Here is a 16430-nt window from a genome sequence, read left to right as displayed (position 1 = left end):
CGCTTTCTAGGAATGTTGTACAGTCTAGAATATGCAAAGATTAAGTTAAATTATGATGAGTTGGTTGAATTGCAGGTGGTAGTTCAATATCAAGTGACTCCGACATTTCCCGCTCAATTAAACGCACAATTGAATTAAGTGGTAAGTCATTGTCTTGTAAGCCAAAGGGTTCTTCAATTTGTGAACTTAGTGCATCTAAACCCAAAAATAAATAAGCAATCAAACCCACTAAAATTGGAGTCCAAATACCTAAACTGGCTTCAAGACTAAAAGGCAAAATAAAACAGAAACAATAAACGGTACGATGTAAAAGTACTGAATATGAAAAAGGCAAAGGGGTACTTAAAATACGATCACAACCTGCTTGAATATTGCCTAATTCGACAATATGTTGATTTAAACTATTGTAAATAATGTCGGATATTTCTGCATGGCGTAAAGCAAGGACTAAATCTTTTTGAATGGTTTCAAGTACATATTGTGCAGCATTAATTTTTTTGCTGAGTTGTTGCAACTGCATTGAATTGAAATCAACTTTATCGTGATAAAACTCAAAAGATTGGGGTTGAGCTCTGAGTCGATCCCGTAATAAATGGGTAAACAGCATGACGCGATACATTAAGATGTCGCGACGTTCAGTATTGAGAACATGCGAATCACGAGAGATATGACGTGAATTTGCAATTAATGCTCCCCAAAGTTTTCGTCCTTCCCACCAACGGTCATAACAGGCATTGTTACGGAAGCTTAAAAAAATGGAGAGAATGATACCGAAAATGGTAAAGCCAATCGCTGGAACCGCAGGAACAGTAAAGTATTGATGTGAAGAGAGATAAACCAGAATTGCTGAAATCAATATGACGATTAATAGTGCAGGTAGTACTTTAGGAAGTATGGTACCAGACCATGCAAAAAGTAATCTAAAACTATTATTTTTATCTCGAACAATCATTGATCTACACCATCTCTATCACAACGACAGTGTTCCATAGATAAACTGTGTTGTGCAAGAGACAGCTTGGTTATTTAAAAGAAAAGACGACATGAAAGTCGTCTTTTCTAATTGACCGAAATGTCTGAAATACGACTCTAAACTAAATAATCGGCCGAAATTTCAGAAATCTCAACTTGGGAAAAAGCATCAATTTCTTCGGCTAAGCAAAGCGCGACAATTTTAGAGGTATGAGTAAGCGTTGTGCCTTGAGTCAGATTTTCACCTGTTTTTAAGCGCAGAATAGCTTCATCGCTCAGTTCGAGTGCCTTCGCTTTTGCCATTGCATCATGTTGCGAAAAAAATTGGGCTATCACATTTTGTAGCTCAACTTCCGAAACATTGAGTAGGCTTTGATTAAATAATTCATCCAATTCTGTTGGGGAGTTTAGAGAATGGGTAAAATTTTGCACGAGATTTTGATCTAGTACATCAATCATCTTAAACATAACGTTTACCTTTAAGTTAAGGTGATAAAACAGGAGGAGTACAGCCGAAAATAAGCATAAAATTATGCTTTAGAATTGAGTGAAAAATATACTAATATGGCGAAATTTGCAATTCAATCTAGATGACTGAGCAGTAATAAAAAAACTATGGCTTTATCATTTCTTTGTGAGGATGCTTATTCTTTGGATTGACGATATGCACCTGGGCTTAGTCCAGTCCATTTTTTAAAAGCACGATGAAAAGCACTCGGGTCATGAAAGTTTAGTTCATCGCTAATTTCATGTAGAGGTTTATGGGTTTTGGTTAAAAGTTCTATTGCTGTATCACGACGAATATCATTTTTCAATTGTTGGTAATTACAGCCTTCATTGTTGAGTCGGCGGCGCACCGTTGCTTCTGACATATTGAGCTGTTGTGCCAGTACATTCAGTTCAATCCACTCCGAAGGCGGGGCTTGCAGTAAGTATTTACGAACTTGAGTGCTGAGTGCATGCGGGTTTTTAAAGCGGACCAAGAGATTGTGTGGCGTTTGTGAAATGAACTCATACCACGATTTTTTATCCTGTTTAATTCTAATATTTAAATAGTCTCGATCAAACTCGACGACGTTTTGTTCGGCAAAATAGGCAATGTTGGAACAGAACCGAATACGATAATCTTCATCTGTTATCGGTTTTTCGCACTTTAACTGAATTAAGTTGAGGGGAATACGTTGACTGGCTAACCAACACATTAAAGTATGAATTAACATCAGGTAGGTCGCATAACTGAACATGCGCTTTGGCTGCTTTTTATCATGAATAATAATACGTGCAACATGCTGCTCAAGAATTAATTCACTTTGGAAATCATCCAATACTAAATTAAAAAACTTTAATATATCTTTCAGTGCTTTTTCAAGCGTTTCGTTCTGTATGACGGCTTTAGAAATAAATTGATAGCTACCACGCCGCAAAGCATGATGATCCATACCAAAAAACTCATCGTTCATACGATTCGCCAGTTCAATCCAAAGTTGGGCATATTGGGAAATAGAAACCCGAGCTTTATTGGATTGCATTAATTCTGTGGGGATGCCTGCACTGTGTAAAATTTCCTGAATATTGAGTCCTTGGTGATGTGCAGAAAGTACAGCCTCCTGTACCAAGGTCATTGAAATGCTGCCTTTGTCAAAAATTAATTGTTGTTCGTGCATGTAAAAATCCAAATCGTTCGGCATTCCACTGTCCAAATCCATCATTAATAATGCAATATTTGGAAATTGTACTCAAGCTTGACAGTGTTTACTCTGAAGCTAAAGTCGAGTATGAACTTTCAAAAAGATAGGACAGGGAAATGAAAATTCAAAATAAAGTTTTTGTGGTCACAGGTGGTGCTTCAGGTTTAGGTGCAGCGACAGTTAAATATCTGATACATGCAGGTGCTCGTGTTGCGTTTGTTGATATGAATCAAGAACTAGGATATGCCTTAAAACAACATTTGGGGGAAAATGCAAAGTTCTATCCTTTAGATGTCACCAATGAGAAAACCGTGAAATCTTTCTTTTTAAATGTCGAGCAAGATTTTGGTCAACTGAATGGTTTAGTCAATTGTGCTGGAATAGCACCTTCTGCAAAAGTTTTGGGACGTGAAGGCTTACATGACTTGGCAATGTTTCAGAAAGTTTTAGATGTCAACGTTAGTGGTAGCTTTAACATGATTCGTTTTGCTGCGGAATTGATGGCGAAATATGAATTGAAAAACGATGAAGAAGATAGAGGTGTGATTATTAATACAGCCTCCGTTGCCGCATACGATGGACAGATTGGTCAAGCAGCTTATTCGGCATCAAAAGGTGCAATTGTGGCTATGACTTTACCGCTTGCCCGTGAACTGGCACGAAATGCGATCCGTGTAATGACAATTGCACCAGGGATTATGGAAACCCCGATGCTTAAAGGTATGCCACAAAATGTGCAAGATGCTTTAGGACAAATGGTGCCGTTTCCACCACGTTTAGCGAAACCTGAAGAATTTGCAAGTCTGGTTGGGCACATTGTTGAAAATACCTATTTGAATGGTGAAGTGATTCGTTTAGATGGTGCGATTCGTATGGCTCCAAAATAAAGCTAAATACTGTAATGAATAAGTTTGCACAATTTGGATGTGCAAAAGACAGAATAGAAAATAAGTAAGAGTATTTACATGATTTTAAATGATGAACAAAAAATGGTTCAGGAGATGTTGCGTGATTTTTCGCAAACACAACTGAAACCGACAGCGGCTGAGCGTGATAGAACTGGGCAATTTCCTGCCGAAGAGTTAAAGCAGTTGGGTGAGCTCGGTGCGTTGGGTATGACCATACCGCCAGAATGGGGCGGTGCAGGTCTGGATTATGTCTCACTGGTCTTAGCGATTGAAGAAATTGCAGCGGGTGATGGTGCAATTTCCACAATTGTGAGTGTGCAAAATTCGTTGCCATGTGGCATTACTTATAAATATGGTACGGAACAACAAAAACAGAAATATCTAGCAAAACTGGCAACAGGAGAGTGGTTAGGCTGCTTTTGCTTAACTGAGCCGCAGGCAGGATCTGATGCGGGAGCATTGCAATGTCGTGCAGAGCGTGATGGCGATACATGGGTTCTGAATGGAACAAAGCAGTTTATTACGACAGGCAAGCATGCACAGTTAGCAATTGTTTTTGCTGTGACGGAGAAATCCGCAGGGAAAAAAGGCATTTCTTGCTTCCTTGTACCAACGGATACCCCGGGTTATATCGTGTCGCGAATTGAGGAGAAAATGGGGCAGCATTGTTCAGACACAGCCACCATTGTATTTGAAAATTGTCGAATTCCTGCGGAAAATATATTGGGTGAAGAAGGGCAAGGTTACAAGATTGCATTATCCAATTTAGAGTCGGGGCGTATTGGCATTGCGGCGCAGTCTGTCGGTATGGCTCGCGCGGCGTTAGATTCGGCCATTGAATATGCCAATGAACGTAAGACGTTCGGGGTGGAGTTGGTACAGCATCAAGCTGTGGCTTTCCGTTTAGCTGATATGGCAACCCAAATTGAAGCAGCACGACAACTGATTTTACATGCTGCAAGTCTAAAAGATGCGGGACAACCTTGTTTAAAAGAAGCCTCAATGGCCAAATTGTTTGCATCTACTATGGCAGAAAGAGTCTGTTCCGACGCGATTCAAATTTACGGGGGCTATGGCTATGTAAATGATTTTCCAGTGGAACGTATTTATCGTGATGTGCGTGTTAGCCAAATTTATGAAGGTGCATCCGATATACAAAGACTGTTGATTGCCCGAGAGATTACCCAAGTTTAAAACAGATTCGCACATTGAGACATTGTGTTCTCAATGTGCATAAAACAGCAATTAGATTGATGGATTTGGAAATTGATGCATCCATCAAGGCATGATTAGCTAGCTACAGATCACCCAATTCTAAAATAGATTGTGGAAAACAATAAAAGCTAAAAATACAAGGCGAGGAGCTTTGTGCAAGGAAGAGGTTGTAGTCATGAAGACGTTATTAGAAGCCCATCAGGAATTCAGTCTTGAAAAAGCAATTCACGACAATTTGGTCGGAACACCCCAAGCCATAAATGCTTATGTTGAATGCTGTGCACGCTATCTAGGTCAACATAAAACAGCGTTGATTTGGGAAGGTAAACAAGGTGAATCACAGCGTTGGAGCTTTGAGCAGTTGGATGAAGCTTCAGGTAAACTGGCAAATTATTTCCTGCAATCTGGAATTCAGGCGGGGGATTGTATTGCAGGGCTTTTGCCACGAACCCCCGAGTTACTGATTACTGTATTAGCGACTTGGCGTATTGGTGCAATTTATCAGCCTTTATTTACTGCATTTGAGTCTAAGGCGATTGAGCATCGTGTTGAGGTTGCTCAAACAAAACTAATTGTGACTAATTCCGAACAGCGCGCTAAGTTGAATCATATCCATATTACTCAAATTCTGACTGTATATCATGACAAACACAGCCTTAAAACCGATGCAGATTTCTGGCAAGAACTTAATGCGAAAGATACAGAATGTCCTGCGGTAATGCGGCATTTTGATGATGACTTTTTGATGATGTTTACATCAGGGACGACAGGTTTGGCGAAATCGGTTCCAGTACCATTACGTGCGATTTTGGCCTTTAAAGGCTATATGACCCATGCTGTAGATTTGCGTGAAGAAGATTCTTTTTGGAATCTGGCAGATCCGGGGTGGGCTTATGGTTTGTATTATGGCATTACAGGTCCGCTCAGTTTAGGTCATAGCATTATTATGGATGAGCGCGCATTTAATGTAGATCAAGCCATTGAAGTGATTCAAAAACATAAAGTTTCTAATTTGACTGGTTCACCGACCGCTTTTCGAATGTTCTTCGGATTCAAAGAGAAATTTAATGCGTCAATTAAACAGCATTTACGTGTGGTGAGCAGTGCAGGTGAACCACTGACGCCAGAAGTAATTCATTGGTTTAATCATGATTTAGACGTCAATATTTATGATCAATATGGGCAAACAGAACTTGGAATGGTCATTGCAAATCATCATGCATTAGCACATCCGAAAAAAGTGGGTTCTGCGGGCTTTGCCATCCCTGGGCATCGCTTCGCAGTCCTGAATGCACAGCATCAGGAAGTAAAACAGGGTGAAGTGGGTACTTTGGCAATAGATTGTTCAAAATCCGCTTTATTTTGGTTTAAAGGCTATGATGGGCAGAATCGTAAATCCTTTGTGGGCAACTATTATTTGACGGGTGATATGGTTCAACTGAATGAGTTTGGCGGTATAGATTTTATTGGACGTGATGATGATGTAATTACAACATCAGGCTATCGTGTGGGTCCTTTTGATGTTGAAAGCACATTATTAGAGTGTGAGGAAGTTCTAGAGTCTGCTGTGATTGGCAAGCCAGATCCAGAGCGTACTGAAATTGTGAAAGCATTTGTCGTTTTGAAGCCACAATATCAGGCAAATGAACATCTGAATCAAAAACTACAGCAGTATGTCCGATCTCGCTTATCGAAACACGCTTATCCAAAAGAAATTGAATTTGTAGAAAGCCTGCCTAAAACATCCAGCGGTAAAATCCAACGTAATCTTTTAAAACAACAAGAGATTGCGTTACAGCAAATACAGCGAGCGTGTTAATACTTTTTAAACTAAATTAATTTTGCTCTTGCGCCCTTCGGGGCGTTTTTTTATACCAATGAATAGGGTTGCTTTTAGAATTTTAATATATATATTTTCATGTGATTTAAATTTGTAAAAAGCCTTTATCAAGAATAAATGAGCGATATACAGCCGAGTACAGAGGATATGTTGAAAAGAATCCTCGAATAAAACTTAAAATAGCCTAAGTATAACTGCTAACTATGAAAATAGTTGTAACCTTGTGACAGCCTCAGATTTAAATTTTGGTCATATTGATAATTTAGCGAAAGGTGTTACGCGTAGTACAACAGTAAATCCGTCTTGCTCACTCAATACAACATGGAACGTAGGCTCGGACCAAAGTTTAAATTATGATGGTACAAGTCGCCGTATGCGAAATGGTACAGATTACATTGACTATAAACTCTATCAAAACGCGACTTAGAAGCAGCCGTGGAGTAGTACGAATACTTCACAGGGTGTGGGAATGAATGGAGCATAAACTATTCAGATTTATCGAAAGGTCCCTAAAGTACATGGCGTGTTTCACTAGGTGAATATCAGGACACCATTACAGTACATCACCCTACTAATAGGTAATGACAGCAGCAACTTTGTCACTGTAACACCTATAGGAACATTTGCATTGGATTGATTTACTGTTCCCCGCACAGGTAGGACCAGTACCAGTGTTTTGAAAGCAGTTTGAGTTTCAACTCCTCTCAAGGTTATACGATTGGCATCTTGATAAAGGATGTAAGGGATGCTGATATCATTTATCTCTGTTGAGGTCATTGTACTTTGCATATTGGGCTTCGATGCGCGCTTAACTGTACCAAAATCGAGTTTGTTCCATTGACTATTTTGACGTTACACATTTCTTTAATGCTAAAGCTGACATTAAATGAAGTTGGGTATTGTTGTGCTGCATAAATAATATAGACAGATGCTACGGCCAAAGTACATGCGGGAAAATCAGAAGAATATAATTTTATAAAGTGCGAGATTTATATATTTATACGTTCTATTTCAACATATCTGAAACATATAAATTCGTCTGAAGTGAAGCCATGTAACTGTACATATTCTAATTCAACAGTGCTTGGTGGAAGGAAAACGTCACATATTCAGTGTGATAATACTTAGTCGCCAAAGCCAAGTTATCCCTTATAATCGCCCAGTAGTTATAGAAAACTCTCAACGGAAGAACAGTGAACTTGGTATCTGAAAATGATCTGGAATTAACAGACGAAGAAATGCATTTATATAGCCGACAGATCTTGTTGGACGGTTGGGATTTGGAGGCTCAAGAAAAACTAAAATTAGCCAATGTTCTGATTGTGGGTTGTGGTGGAATTGGCTGTACAGTTGCAGAATTATTGGCACGCGCAGGGGTTGGTAAAATTACCTTGATTGATGCGGATCATATTGAAATGAGTAATTTGCAGCGGCAAATTGCATTTACTCAATTGGATATTGGTTTTTATAAAGCTGAGATTTTGGCGAAACGTTTAGCTCAAATTAATCCACATATTCGGGTGGAACATCATGTTGCTAAACTAGATGAAACCAATGCCATATCATTGGTTAGCGAACAAGATTTAGTGCTTGATGGTTGTGATAATTTCACCACACGTTATTTGGTTAACCAAATTTGTAAACAGCAGAATGTGGCCTTGATTAGTGCATCTGCAATTGGTTTCCAAGGACAGTTATTCATGGTGGAGGGGGATTCGGCTTGTTACAACTGCCTGTTCCCTAAAGAGCAGCATGACAATGAAAGTCTACGCTGTGCAGATTCGGGCGTACTTTCGACTACACCGAATGTGATGGCCAGTTTACAAGCGCATCATGCTTTATTGTATTTAGGCTTAAACCATGTGCCATTACTGCAAAAACTGTTGCTCTGGGATGGTTTAAGTATGAAACAACGAATTTTGGCATTTGAGAAAGATCAAAATTGTCCAGACTGTCAGGCAAGATCATCCTTAATGCGGTAATTTTTTGCTAAACTCTGTGCTATGCATTTTTAACCAAATTTAAATATGATGAAAAATAATATCTGGCTAGATGGACTGCGTTCCGTTGCCCGTATGGGTGAAACCGCAGTTGTTGCGGCAAAGGCGGGCTTTAAATACGCCACTGAGAAGCCCAGTAATGCCAAGCTAATGCGTGAAACCTTTGAAGATTTAGGTTCGACTTATATTAAATTAGGTCAATTTATTGCAAGTACCCCTTCGTTATTTCCGCGTGAATTTGTCGAGGAATTTCAAGGCTGTCTGGATCAGACGCCGTCCTTACCGTTTAGTTATGTCCAACAGGTTTTGGCTTCTGAGTTTGCTGGTCGTAATTTAGATGAAATTTTTGCTTCAATTGAGGAAAAGCCACTGGCATCTGCTTCGATTGCACAAGTACATGCTGCAAAGTTGGTCACAGGTGAAGATGTTGTACTTAAGATTCAAAAACCGGGTGTAGAAACGATTCTATATACCGACTTGAATGTATTGCATTGGGCGACCAAAATTTTAGAAAAAGCAGTACCCAAAGTTAAATTCGCTTCGTTAGCAGACATCGTCGATGAAATTAAAACGCGGATGGTGCGTGAAGTCGACTTTATTGAAGAAGCGCAAAATATTGATGACTTCGTTAATTATCTAAATGCGACAAACAACAAAGCGGCAACGGCACCAAAGGTTTACCATCAGTTTTCAACGCGCCGTGTATTGACGATGCAACGGTTATTTGGCGTCCCTTTGACTGATTTTGAAGTGGTAAAAAAATACTCTAAAGATCCATCACAAGTGCTTATTACAGCAATGAATACTTGGTTTGGTAGTCTCATGATGTGTAATAGCTTCCATGCAGATTTGCATGCTGGTAATTTAATGCTGCTTGAAGATGGGCGTATTGGTTTTATTGATTTTGGTATTGTAGGTCAATTGAAACCAGAGGTTTGGACTGCCTGTATGGCATTTATGGATGCACTACAAAGAACAAACTATACGCTGATGGCTGAAAGTATGCTCGGAATGGGTATGACAGATGTCGCTATTGATACTCAGGTTTTAGCTGCAGATTTAGAGCGCTTGTTTAGTGGTGTGTTATTGGCAGACCCACAAGAAATTTTGAGTTCTAATCCTGCGGACTTAAATGACATTATGATGGACATGGTTGCTGTTGGTGAGCGTCATGGTATTCGCTTCCCGCGTGATTTTGCCTTATTGTTCAAACAAATGCTGTATTTCGATCGATTTATGCGCGTCCTAGCACCTTATACCGATATTTATGCAGACCAGCGTTTGCAAATGGTGCAAACTATTGATCCAAGTTTGATGTTGAAAAATTAATATTCAAATTTCTACTCTGCTATTCATGGTTAAAATGTAATGCGCCTTAGCCATGAATAGTTTGAAATTTAAGGATCATGTTATGGATGCGATAGTCATTGAAGGCTTAAAGGTGAATACCGTGGTAGGTTGCTTCAATTGGGAGCGACAAATCGTTCAACCTTTAATGTTGGATTTGATGATTCATACCAATTTGGAAGCAGCAGCCAGTTCAGATGAGCTCGAAGATACATTAAACTATGCTGAAATTTGTAGCATTTCCGCCGAGGTCATTCAAAAAGCTCAGCCTAAATTAATTGAACATGCTGCAAAATTGGTACTTAATGCGCTTTTTTCTACCTATCCTGCGATAGAATCGATTAAAATTACGATTCGTAAGCCTGCCATTATTGCAGAAGCCAATTCTGTAGGAATTCGTATTGAACGCCACCGAAACGATTTACGCCTTAGCACTGGCGAGTAATCTTAATCCCCAGCAAAATTTTCGTTATGCCTATCATCAGATATGTGAGCTTGGTAAGGTTGAGTTTTCCAAGATTTATGTGATTCCATGTCGTGATGCTGTGGGGGCTGATTATTGGAATGCAGCTTGCTTATTGCATTCAAAATTAAACCCAGAGCAAATCATTGCACAATTAAAGCAATGGGAAGCAGATACAGGTCGTGTTCGTCCATCTCATCAAATATCTTTGGATGTTGATCTCATTGCATGGGGAATCTCGTTAGGGCAGATGCAATTTAATCCTAAAAAAATGCCCTTAGCACTCGATGTGAAAATTCCGATGGCAGATGTGTGGTCAGATCCAAGTTTTGAAGACTCAAAGCATCAGTTCCCTACAGTGAAATGCCTTGAGGTTGTTAACATATAAAAACGTGGTTGTTCGATTGACTATTTTAAAATGAACATTGAAACAGCTATAAGAGATTCGCTGTTATGAAAATTCGTTTTTTTCTATATGCACTGCTGAGTGGTCTGGTTGTGGGATGTAGTTCAAATGCTCCCATTGAAACCACAGAAACGACACAACCACCTAGTTCGATGGATCTGGCTGGTGATGAAACCTTGTTACTTGCGCTCAAACAAGCCGTTTATTTGTCTATCCAGGAACAACCCTTATATCAATATGCATTTTATGATTTAAATCAAGATGGTATTCAAGATGCAGTTGTAATGTTAAGAGGGTCGAACTGGTGTGGTACAGGTGGATGTACGGTGTTGGTTTTTCAGGGCATGAGTCGTGAGAAATTTCAACCGCACAGTAAAATGACCGTAACTGATGTACCGATTGTTGCTTTAAATAGCAAAACACAAGGTTGGTCAGATTTGTCGGTTTATTCACGTGGTTCGGGACAAGTCATTCTAAAATTTAATGGTCGAAGTTATCCAGGTAACCCTTCACTTGAACCCAAATATACGGGTAATTTGCAACAAAGTGGAAACAGGATTCTAATCCAATAATGAAAGTTGAAGTATAAAAAGCAGTGTCATTTGGCACTGCTTTTTACTGCAAAATCTATGGAGTAAGTTAAATAAAATAACTGGTTTTAGTCATGAGTTTGGAAATGGCGGTCATGGTCATGCGAACAGGTATTGGTAAATCGACACCACCTGCATTGAGCGCTGTATCACGATGATGCAGCTCATCTTCATTCATTTGTTCTAGAATTTTACGTGAACGATTGTCTTGTGCCGGAAGTTGGCTAATGTGGTGCTGTAAATGCAGACTGACTTGGCGTTCAGTTTCAGCCACAAAACCTAGACTGTATTTGTCACCCGCAATACCAGCCAGCGCACCCATCCCAAAAGACAAGCTATACCAGATTGGATTAAGCAAACTGGTGTGGCTATCGAGTTCTTTTAAGCGGTCTTCACACCATGCTAAATGATCTTGCTCTTCAAGAGCGGCTTTTTCCATTTCACGGCGGACATTCGGCAGTTTCGCAGTGAGAGCTTGCCCATGATATAAGGCTTGAGCACAGACTTCACCACTATGGTTGACACGCATCAGCCCTGCAACATGACGTGCTTCACTTACAGCCAATTGCGTTTCTTCAGGAACAGCGGGATTTTCTCGCTGAGCTACTGTCGTCCCTGGAACGAGACTACGAAGTGCTTGGTCAAAAGAGTTAATGAGCTTATCAATGCCCGTATAGTGACGCATAGGGTTAATCCTCTAAAGAGACTTGAGCTGTGTTGAGTAGTGGTTTTAAGCGAACCAATAGCCAAATGCTAAATATCGCACTTAGTACAGCGGTAATACAGAACAGTATTTTAATATCAATTTTTAAAATACTTAAAATGATAATGGAAAAAATAGCCGAACTGACCATAAATACAGCATTTAAGATGTTATTTGCAGCAACAATACGTGCACGGTGAGATCGAGGCGAATGTGCTTGCATCATGGCGTAGAGCGGAACAATGTAGAAACCTCCGCTGATACCAAGCAGAGTAACCGCTAACATGACATGGTAATAACTCCAGCCTCGTTGAAATACGTCTGAGAGACGTAAAAGTTCACCCGTTTGTACTGGAACAAAAGCGAGACTGGCGGCTAAATATAAAGCAAATACAGTTAAACCAATTGCACCAATTGGAACCATTTTTAAATTGACTTCTGTGCCACCAATTCTGCGACATAACAATGAGCCAATACCTATTCCTACAGAGAAAAAGGTGAGTAATAGACTGACCACATTTTCAGATGCATGCAAATTTTGCTGCGTTAGCTGCGGGATTTGGGTTAAATAGGTTGCTCCATAAAACCAATACCAAGAGTTCCCCAATAGCACCAAATAAATGAGCGGAATGCTTTTGGCATATTTTAAAGTCTGAAAACTGGTTCTAAAGAAATTCCAATCAATCTTTAAATCAGGTGTGGTGACATTCTGCCTTAGAATAAAACGACTAGAGAAGTAACCCAAAATCGCAATCGTAACAATCGTCAAGCTAATCCAGAGTAAATTACCATCTGAAGCAGAAATAACTGCACCACCCAAGATCATACCAATCAAGATCGCCATTGAAGTGCCCGATTGAAATAAGGCATTCCCCGACATCAATTCATTTGGTTTTAATATTTCAGGCAAGATTGCATATTTGATAGGGCCAAAAAAGGTAGAGTGTGTGCCCATCAGAAAAAGAGCGAGTAACAATAACCATAAATGTCCAAGTAAAAATCCGGCACTACCAATCAGCATAATGATAATTTCAAGAATTTTAATGCCACGTACCAAGCGTGCACGTTCATATTTGTCAGCAATTTGACCTGCTGTAGCTGAAAAAATGAAGTAAGGTAGAATGAACAATAGTGCAGCAAGGTTATTTAATGTGCTCACACTGGCACTTTGTTGGTTAATCCATCCGTATGTAATGACCAACAATAAGGATTGTTTATAGACATTGTCGTTCAATGCCCCTAAAAACTGAGTCACAAACATCGGTAAAAAACGACGAGTGCTTAAAAGATGCTCTTTTTTTTCCATGACAATGTGAACTTCATAAAGTTTTATTAAGAAATGTGTGTATCTGGTAAAATAGCAAAGAAAATCATGTATGATATTTTAATCCTATGCTGTGGTGAAAAAATCAATAAAATTGAGTTCTTTAGCCAGTATAAATTTTAAACTTTTCATTACAAATACGAAGGGCTGTTGATTAGACCCATCATGAGTTTAGAGTATTCTATGCTTGTAAAAACCAATTTTAAAAAGTCGACTTTAACCCTAAGTATGAACTCTATCTTGGAGTTGAATCATACCAATAAAAGTTTGTGTTTGAGCGCTTTTTTAATGTTTTTTGCCCAACATGGCTTCGCTCAAGAAATGAGTGTGGTACAACCTGAAAATGCAACCACGTCCCATATTGAACAAGCCGCAAAAGATGAGCTGAAAGCGCAGGTTCAAGCTGAAGCACAGACGCAAAATTTAAGCCGTGCAGAGCAACTTGAAAAAGTTGAAAACTATCAAAATAAGGTTTCAGCGCCTGATAGTTATGTCATGCTCCAAGATCAAATCCAACATACCGATCAAATTGATACCTTTAAGCCAATTACCTTTGATGATTTGGAGGAGCTGCCTGAAACACCTATTGATCAGAATATGGCAAATGAAATTTATAATGTAGCCAAAGAAGCAAAAACAGAAGCCGAAAGATATCGTGCAGGTCAGACTCAAGAAATTGTAATACGCAATCCGACTTCGCAGGAACTGACCGAAATTAATCAGGCGCCAGTAAATGTCGATCAATTGATGAATCGTATTCAGGCGGATAGCAAAATTGTCGTAGAAGCCAATGAATCGGGTAAAACATTACCAGAGTTAGGCTTAGTCACTGAACCTGTCGTAGAAGAAGAAAAAGGCTTTTTTAAGCGTTGGTATCACAAACTAAGACCTTCAAAAAATGATTTAGAGACAGCCAAAGTACCTCGGATTAAAGCTGAGGTCATCATTGTTGATGCACAAAATACGAATCCAGATTTACCAGACAAAGAATATCAGCAGGCACTTTTAAATTTAAAGAATAACGTAGGTGCAAAACTGTCTAGCTTTACGCAAGAAGCCTATGGTGATTTTAATGCAGCCTTGCCGCAATTAAAAAGCTTATCGAATTTGTCTGCACAGGCTGTAGGCTTTTATCAAGCCGAGTTTAAGTTTGAGAAGACCAGCGAAAGCCGCGTTAAAGTCAGTATTAAACCCAATACGCCCGTCTTGGTCGATAATCAAAATATTGAATTTAGTGGTGTTGGTGCAAATAGCCCTCAATTCCAAGTGATTAGTGTGTTGCCTGATTTAGACATTGGCGATGTATTAAATCACGGGTTGTATGAAAATACGAAAAAGCGGATTGTAGATGCCGCTGCAAACAATGGTTACTTTGATGCCTATTGGCGATTGCACGACGTGAAAGTTGCACAGCCACAAAATTTGGCAGACATTAATTTGCGTTTTGAAACGGGTGAGCGTTATAAATTAGCTGGCGCAGAATTCCGCATGAGTGATCCTGCTAAGCCATTTCCACTGGATATGGACATCTTGAAAATGATGGTGCCATGGGAAGATGGTGCAGATTATGCTTTATGGCGTGTGAATACATTGGCAAATAACTTGACCAACTCACGTTATTTTAACTACACCTTAGTTGATGCGGTACGTCCTGACTTAGTTGAAGTGCCTTTAGAGCTTCCGCCAGATTTACAGGCTTTAGTCGATCAAGAAAAAATTGCAAGTAGTAAACTGCAAGCTCAAGATCAAAACGACGTAAACTCTGCAAAGGAAGTGACACAATCTGTTGTAGATGAAGATCAATTTGCTGGGGCAAATGAAAAGGAAATAGGCCCTGAAATCAAACAGCAAAGAGCAGCTCAAGAGTCACGGGTAGAAGAAGATGAACGGCTGAAAATACAAGCACGAGATGAGAAAAAAGTGCCTGTTATTGTGACTTTAAACGCAGACCGACTAAATAATGCTGAAGTTGGTGCAGGATGGGGGTCTGATACAGGTGCGCGATTAAGAACAACCTATCGTCGTGCTATTGTAAATCGCAGAGGCCACTCATTTGATGCGAACTTAGAGTTATCACAAATTCGGCAAGCAGTTGATACGCGCTATAACATTCCTTATAACCATCCGCTAAATGATTACATTAGTCTGGTGGGAGGCTACGAACGTGAAGAACGAGATGGCGTTGCACAAGGTAATAGTTTAACTATCGAATCTGCAGTTGTTGGGGCAGACCGTATTATTAAGCGTTCCGTGGGCAATTGGCAGCATACATTTGGTTTGCGTTATCGATTAGACCGCCTAAGCCAAAATGGTGTAGTGAATGAAAGTGATATTCCTGACGCATTTTTGGCGAGCTCTGATACAGAGCAACAATCGCTCCTAGCAGGTTATGAAGCTTCACGCGTAGATTCAGATAAGCGTGTAAATCCAACCAAGGGTTTTCGACAAATTTATAAAGTAGAAGTCGGAAGTGAAGCACTTTTATCTGATGCAAATATGGCAATATTAAATGCTGGTTGGCGATTCATTTATTCCTTAGGTGAAAATAATGACCATCAGTTTATAGGTCGTAGTGACTTGGGCTATATCGTGACTGAAGACTTTAATAAAATTCCTTATAATCTTCGGTATTTTGCGGGTGGTGATCAGTCTATTCGAGGTTTTGACTATAAGAGTCTAACGCCCGAAGTGGATGGCTATAAAATTGGGGGACAAGCATTAGCAGTTGGTTCACTCGAATATAACTATCAATTTAAAGACGGGTGGCGTGCCGCATTATTCAGTGACTTTGGTAATGCTTATGATAAAGACTTTAGTAACGATACAGAATATAGCGTTGGTGTCGGTATTCGTTGGGCATCTCCGATTGGGGCTTTACGTATAGATGTTGCATCGGGTATTTCGGATGAAGACCATCCAATTCGCGTGCATTTCTTTATTGGTTCACCACTTTAAAATTTAAACTTAATTTGTA

General features: G+C 39.6%; 15 protein-coding genes. 10 read left to right on the top strand and 5 right to left on the bottom strand.

Features of this window, described 5'->3' with window-relative positions; genetic code table 11:
- Window positions 1-40 precede the first annotated feature (40 nt).
- The 3 genes from E0H82_RS09645 to E0H82_RS09635 all read right to left on the bottom strand — a co-directional run bounded on the left by E0H82_RS09645 (window position 41) and on the right by E0H82_RS09635 (window position 2636).
- Window positions 41-952: a bestrophin family protein gene (locus E0H82_RS09645; protein WP_131264435.1), complete on the bottom strand. Its 912-nt coding sequence runs from the start codon at window positions 950-952 to the stop codon at window positions 41-43.
- 137 nt (window positions 953-1089) lie between these two features.
- On the bottom strand, window positions 1090-1440 hold the full coding sequence (locus E0H82_RS09640) for a hypothetical protein (protein ID WP_131264434.1): 351 nt from the start codon (window positions 1438-1440) through the stop codon (window positions 1090-1092).
- 176 nt (window positions 1441-1616) lie between these two features.
- On the bottom strand, window positions 1617-2636 hold the full coding sequence (locus E0H82_RS09635; RefSeq protein WP_131264433.1) for an AraC family transcriptional regulator: 1020 nt from the start codon (window positions 2634-2636) through the stop codon (window positions 1617-1619).
- 140 nt (window positions 2637-2776) lie between these two features.
- On the opposite strand from E0H82_RS09635, the gene E0H82_RS09630 reads away from it, so the two are divergent.
- From E0H82_RS09630 to E0H82_RS09590, 9 genes are all read left to right on the top strand, one after another.
- Window positions 2777-3547 carry a 3-hydroxyacyl-CoA dehydrogenase gene (locus E0H82_RS09630; RefSeq protein WP_131264432.1) on the top strand — a complete coding sequence of 257 codons (771 nt, stop codon included), beginning with the start codon at window positions 2777-2779 and terminating at the stop codon, window positions 3545-3547.
- Window positions 3548-3625: 78 nt separating this feature from the next.
- Window positions 3626-4762 (top strand): acyl-CoA dehydrogenase, encoded by a 1137-nt coding sequence (locus E0H82_RS09625; protein ID WP_131264431.1) that lies wholly within the window; start codon window positions 3626-3628, stop codon window positions 4760-4762.
- Window positions 4763-4958: 196 nt separating this feature from the next.
- A complete protein-coding gene (locus E0H82_RS09620; RefSeq protein WP_131264430.1) occupies window positions 4959-6602 on the top strand; it encodes an AMP-binding protein in 1644 nt (547 codons plus the stop codon).
- Between the two features lie 211 nt (window positions 6603-6813).
- Window positions 6814-7050: a spore coat protein U domain-containing protein gene (locus tag E0H82_RS09615; protein WP_131264429.1), complete on the top strand. Its 237-nt coding sequence runs from the start codon at window positions 6814-6816 to the stop codon at window positions 7048-7050.
- A gap of 811 nt (window positions 7051-7861) precedes the next feature.
- Window positions 7862-8605 carry a HesA/MoeB/ThiF family protein gene (locus E0H82_RS09610; RefSeq protein ID WP_131264498.1) on the top strand — a complete coding sequence of 248 codons (744 nt, stop codon included), beginning with the start codon at window positions 7862-7864 and terminating at the stop codon, window positions 8603-8605.
- Between the two features lie 48 nt (window positions 8606-8653).
- The gene (locus E0H82_RS09605; RefSeq protein WP_116759703.1) at window positions 8654-9952 is read left to right on the top strand and encodes an ABC1 kinase family protein; all 1299 of its coding nucleotides are present in this window, start codon (window positions 8654-8656) and stop codon (window positions 9950-9952) included.
- Window positions 9953-10034: 82 nt separating this feature from the next.
- The gene (folB, locus tag E0H82_RS09600; RefSeq protein WP_131264428.1) at window positions 10035-10415 is read left to right on the top strand and encodes a dihydroneopterin aldolase; all 381 of its coding nucleotides are present in this window, start codon (window positions 10035-10037) and stop codon (window positions 10413-10415) included.
- Entirely contained in the window at window positions 10372-10821 is a 450-nt protein-coding gene (locus tag E0H82_RS09595) for a 2-amino-4-hydroxy-6-hydroxymethyldihydropteridine diphosphokinase (RefSeq protein WP_131264427.1), read from the top strand. Before folB ends, E0H82_RS09595 begins: the two co-directional genes overlap by 44 nt.
- A 65-nt stretch (window positions 10822-10886) precedes the next feature.
- The gene (locus tag E0H82_RS09590) at window positions 10887-11411 is read left to right on the top strand and encodes a hypothetical protein (RefSeq protein ID WP_131264426.1); all 525 of its coding nucleotides are present in this window, start codon (window positions 10887-10889) and stop codon (window positions 11409-11411) included.
- Window positions 11412-11478: 67 nt separating this feature from the next.
- Here the strand turns inward: E0H82_RS09590 and coq7 are convergent, their stop codons facing one another.
- Together coq7 and E0H82_RS09580 are read right to left on the bottom strand one after the other, a co-directional pair.
- Window positions 11479-12114, bottom strand: a complete 636-nt coding sequence (coq7, locus tag E0H82_RS09585) for a 2-polyprenyl-3-methyl-6-methoxy-1,4-benzoquinone monooxygenase (protein WP_131264425.1) — start codon at window positions 12112-12114, stop codon at window positions 11479-11481.
- Window positions 12115-12118: 4 nt separating this feature from the next.
- Window positions 12119-13438, bottom strand: a complete 1320-nt coding sequence (locus E0H82_RS09580; protein ID WP_131264424.1) for an MFS transporter — start codon at window positions 13436-13438, stop codon at window positions 12119-12121.
- 201 nt (window positions 13439-13639) lie between these two features.
- Here E0H82_RS09580 and E0H82_RS09575 point away from each other — a divergent pair, with 201 nt between their 5' ends.
- Window positions 13640-16411 carry an autotransporter assembly complex protein TamA gene (locus E0H82_RS09575; protein ID WP_131264423.1) on the top strand — a complete coding sequence of 924 codons (2772 nt, stop codon included), beginning with the start codon at window positions 13640-13642 and terminating at the stop codon, window positions 16409-16411.
- Window positions 16412-16430: the final 19 nt, after the last annotated feature.

The sequence above is a fragment of the Acinetobacter sp. ANC 4910 genome (assembly GCF_004331035.1).
In the GTDB taxonomy this organism is placed as follows: domain Bacteria; phylum Pseudomonadota; class Gammaproteobacteria; order Pseudomonadales; family Moraxellaceae; genus Acinetobacter.
Note: the sequence above shows the minus strand (reverse complement) of the source record. Positions and strands in the feature narration are given on the sequence as shown.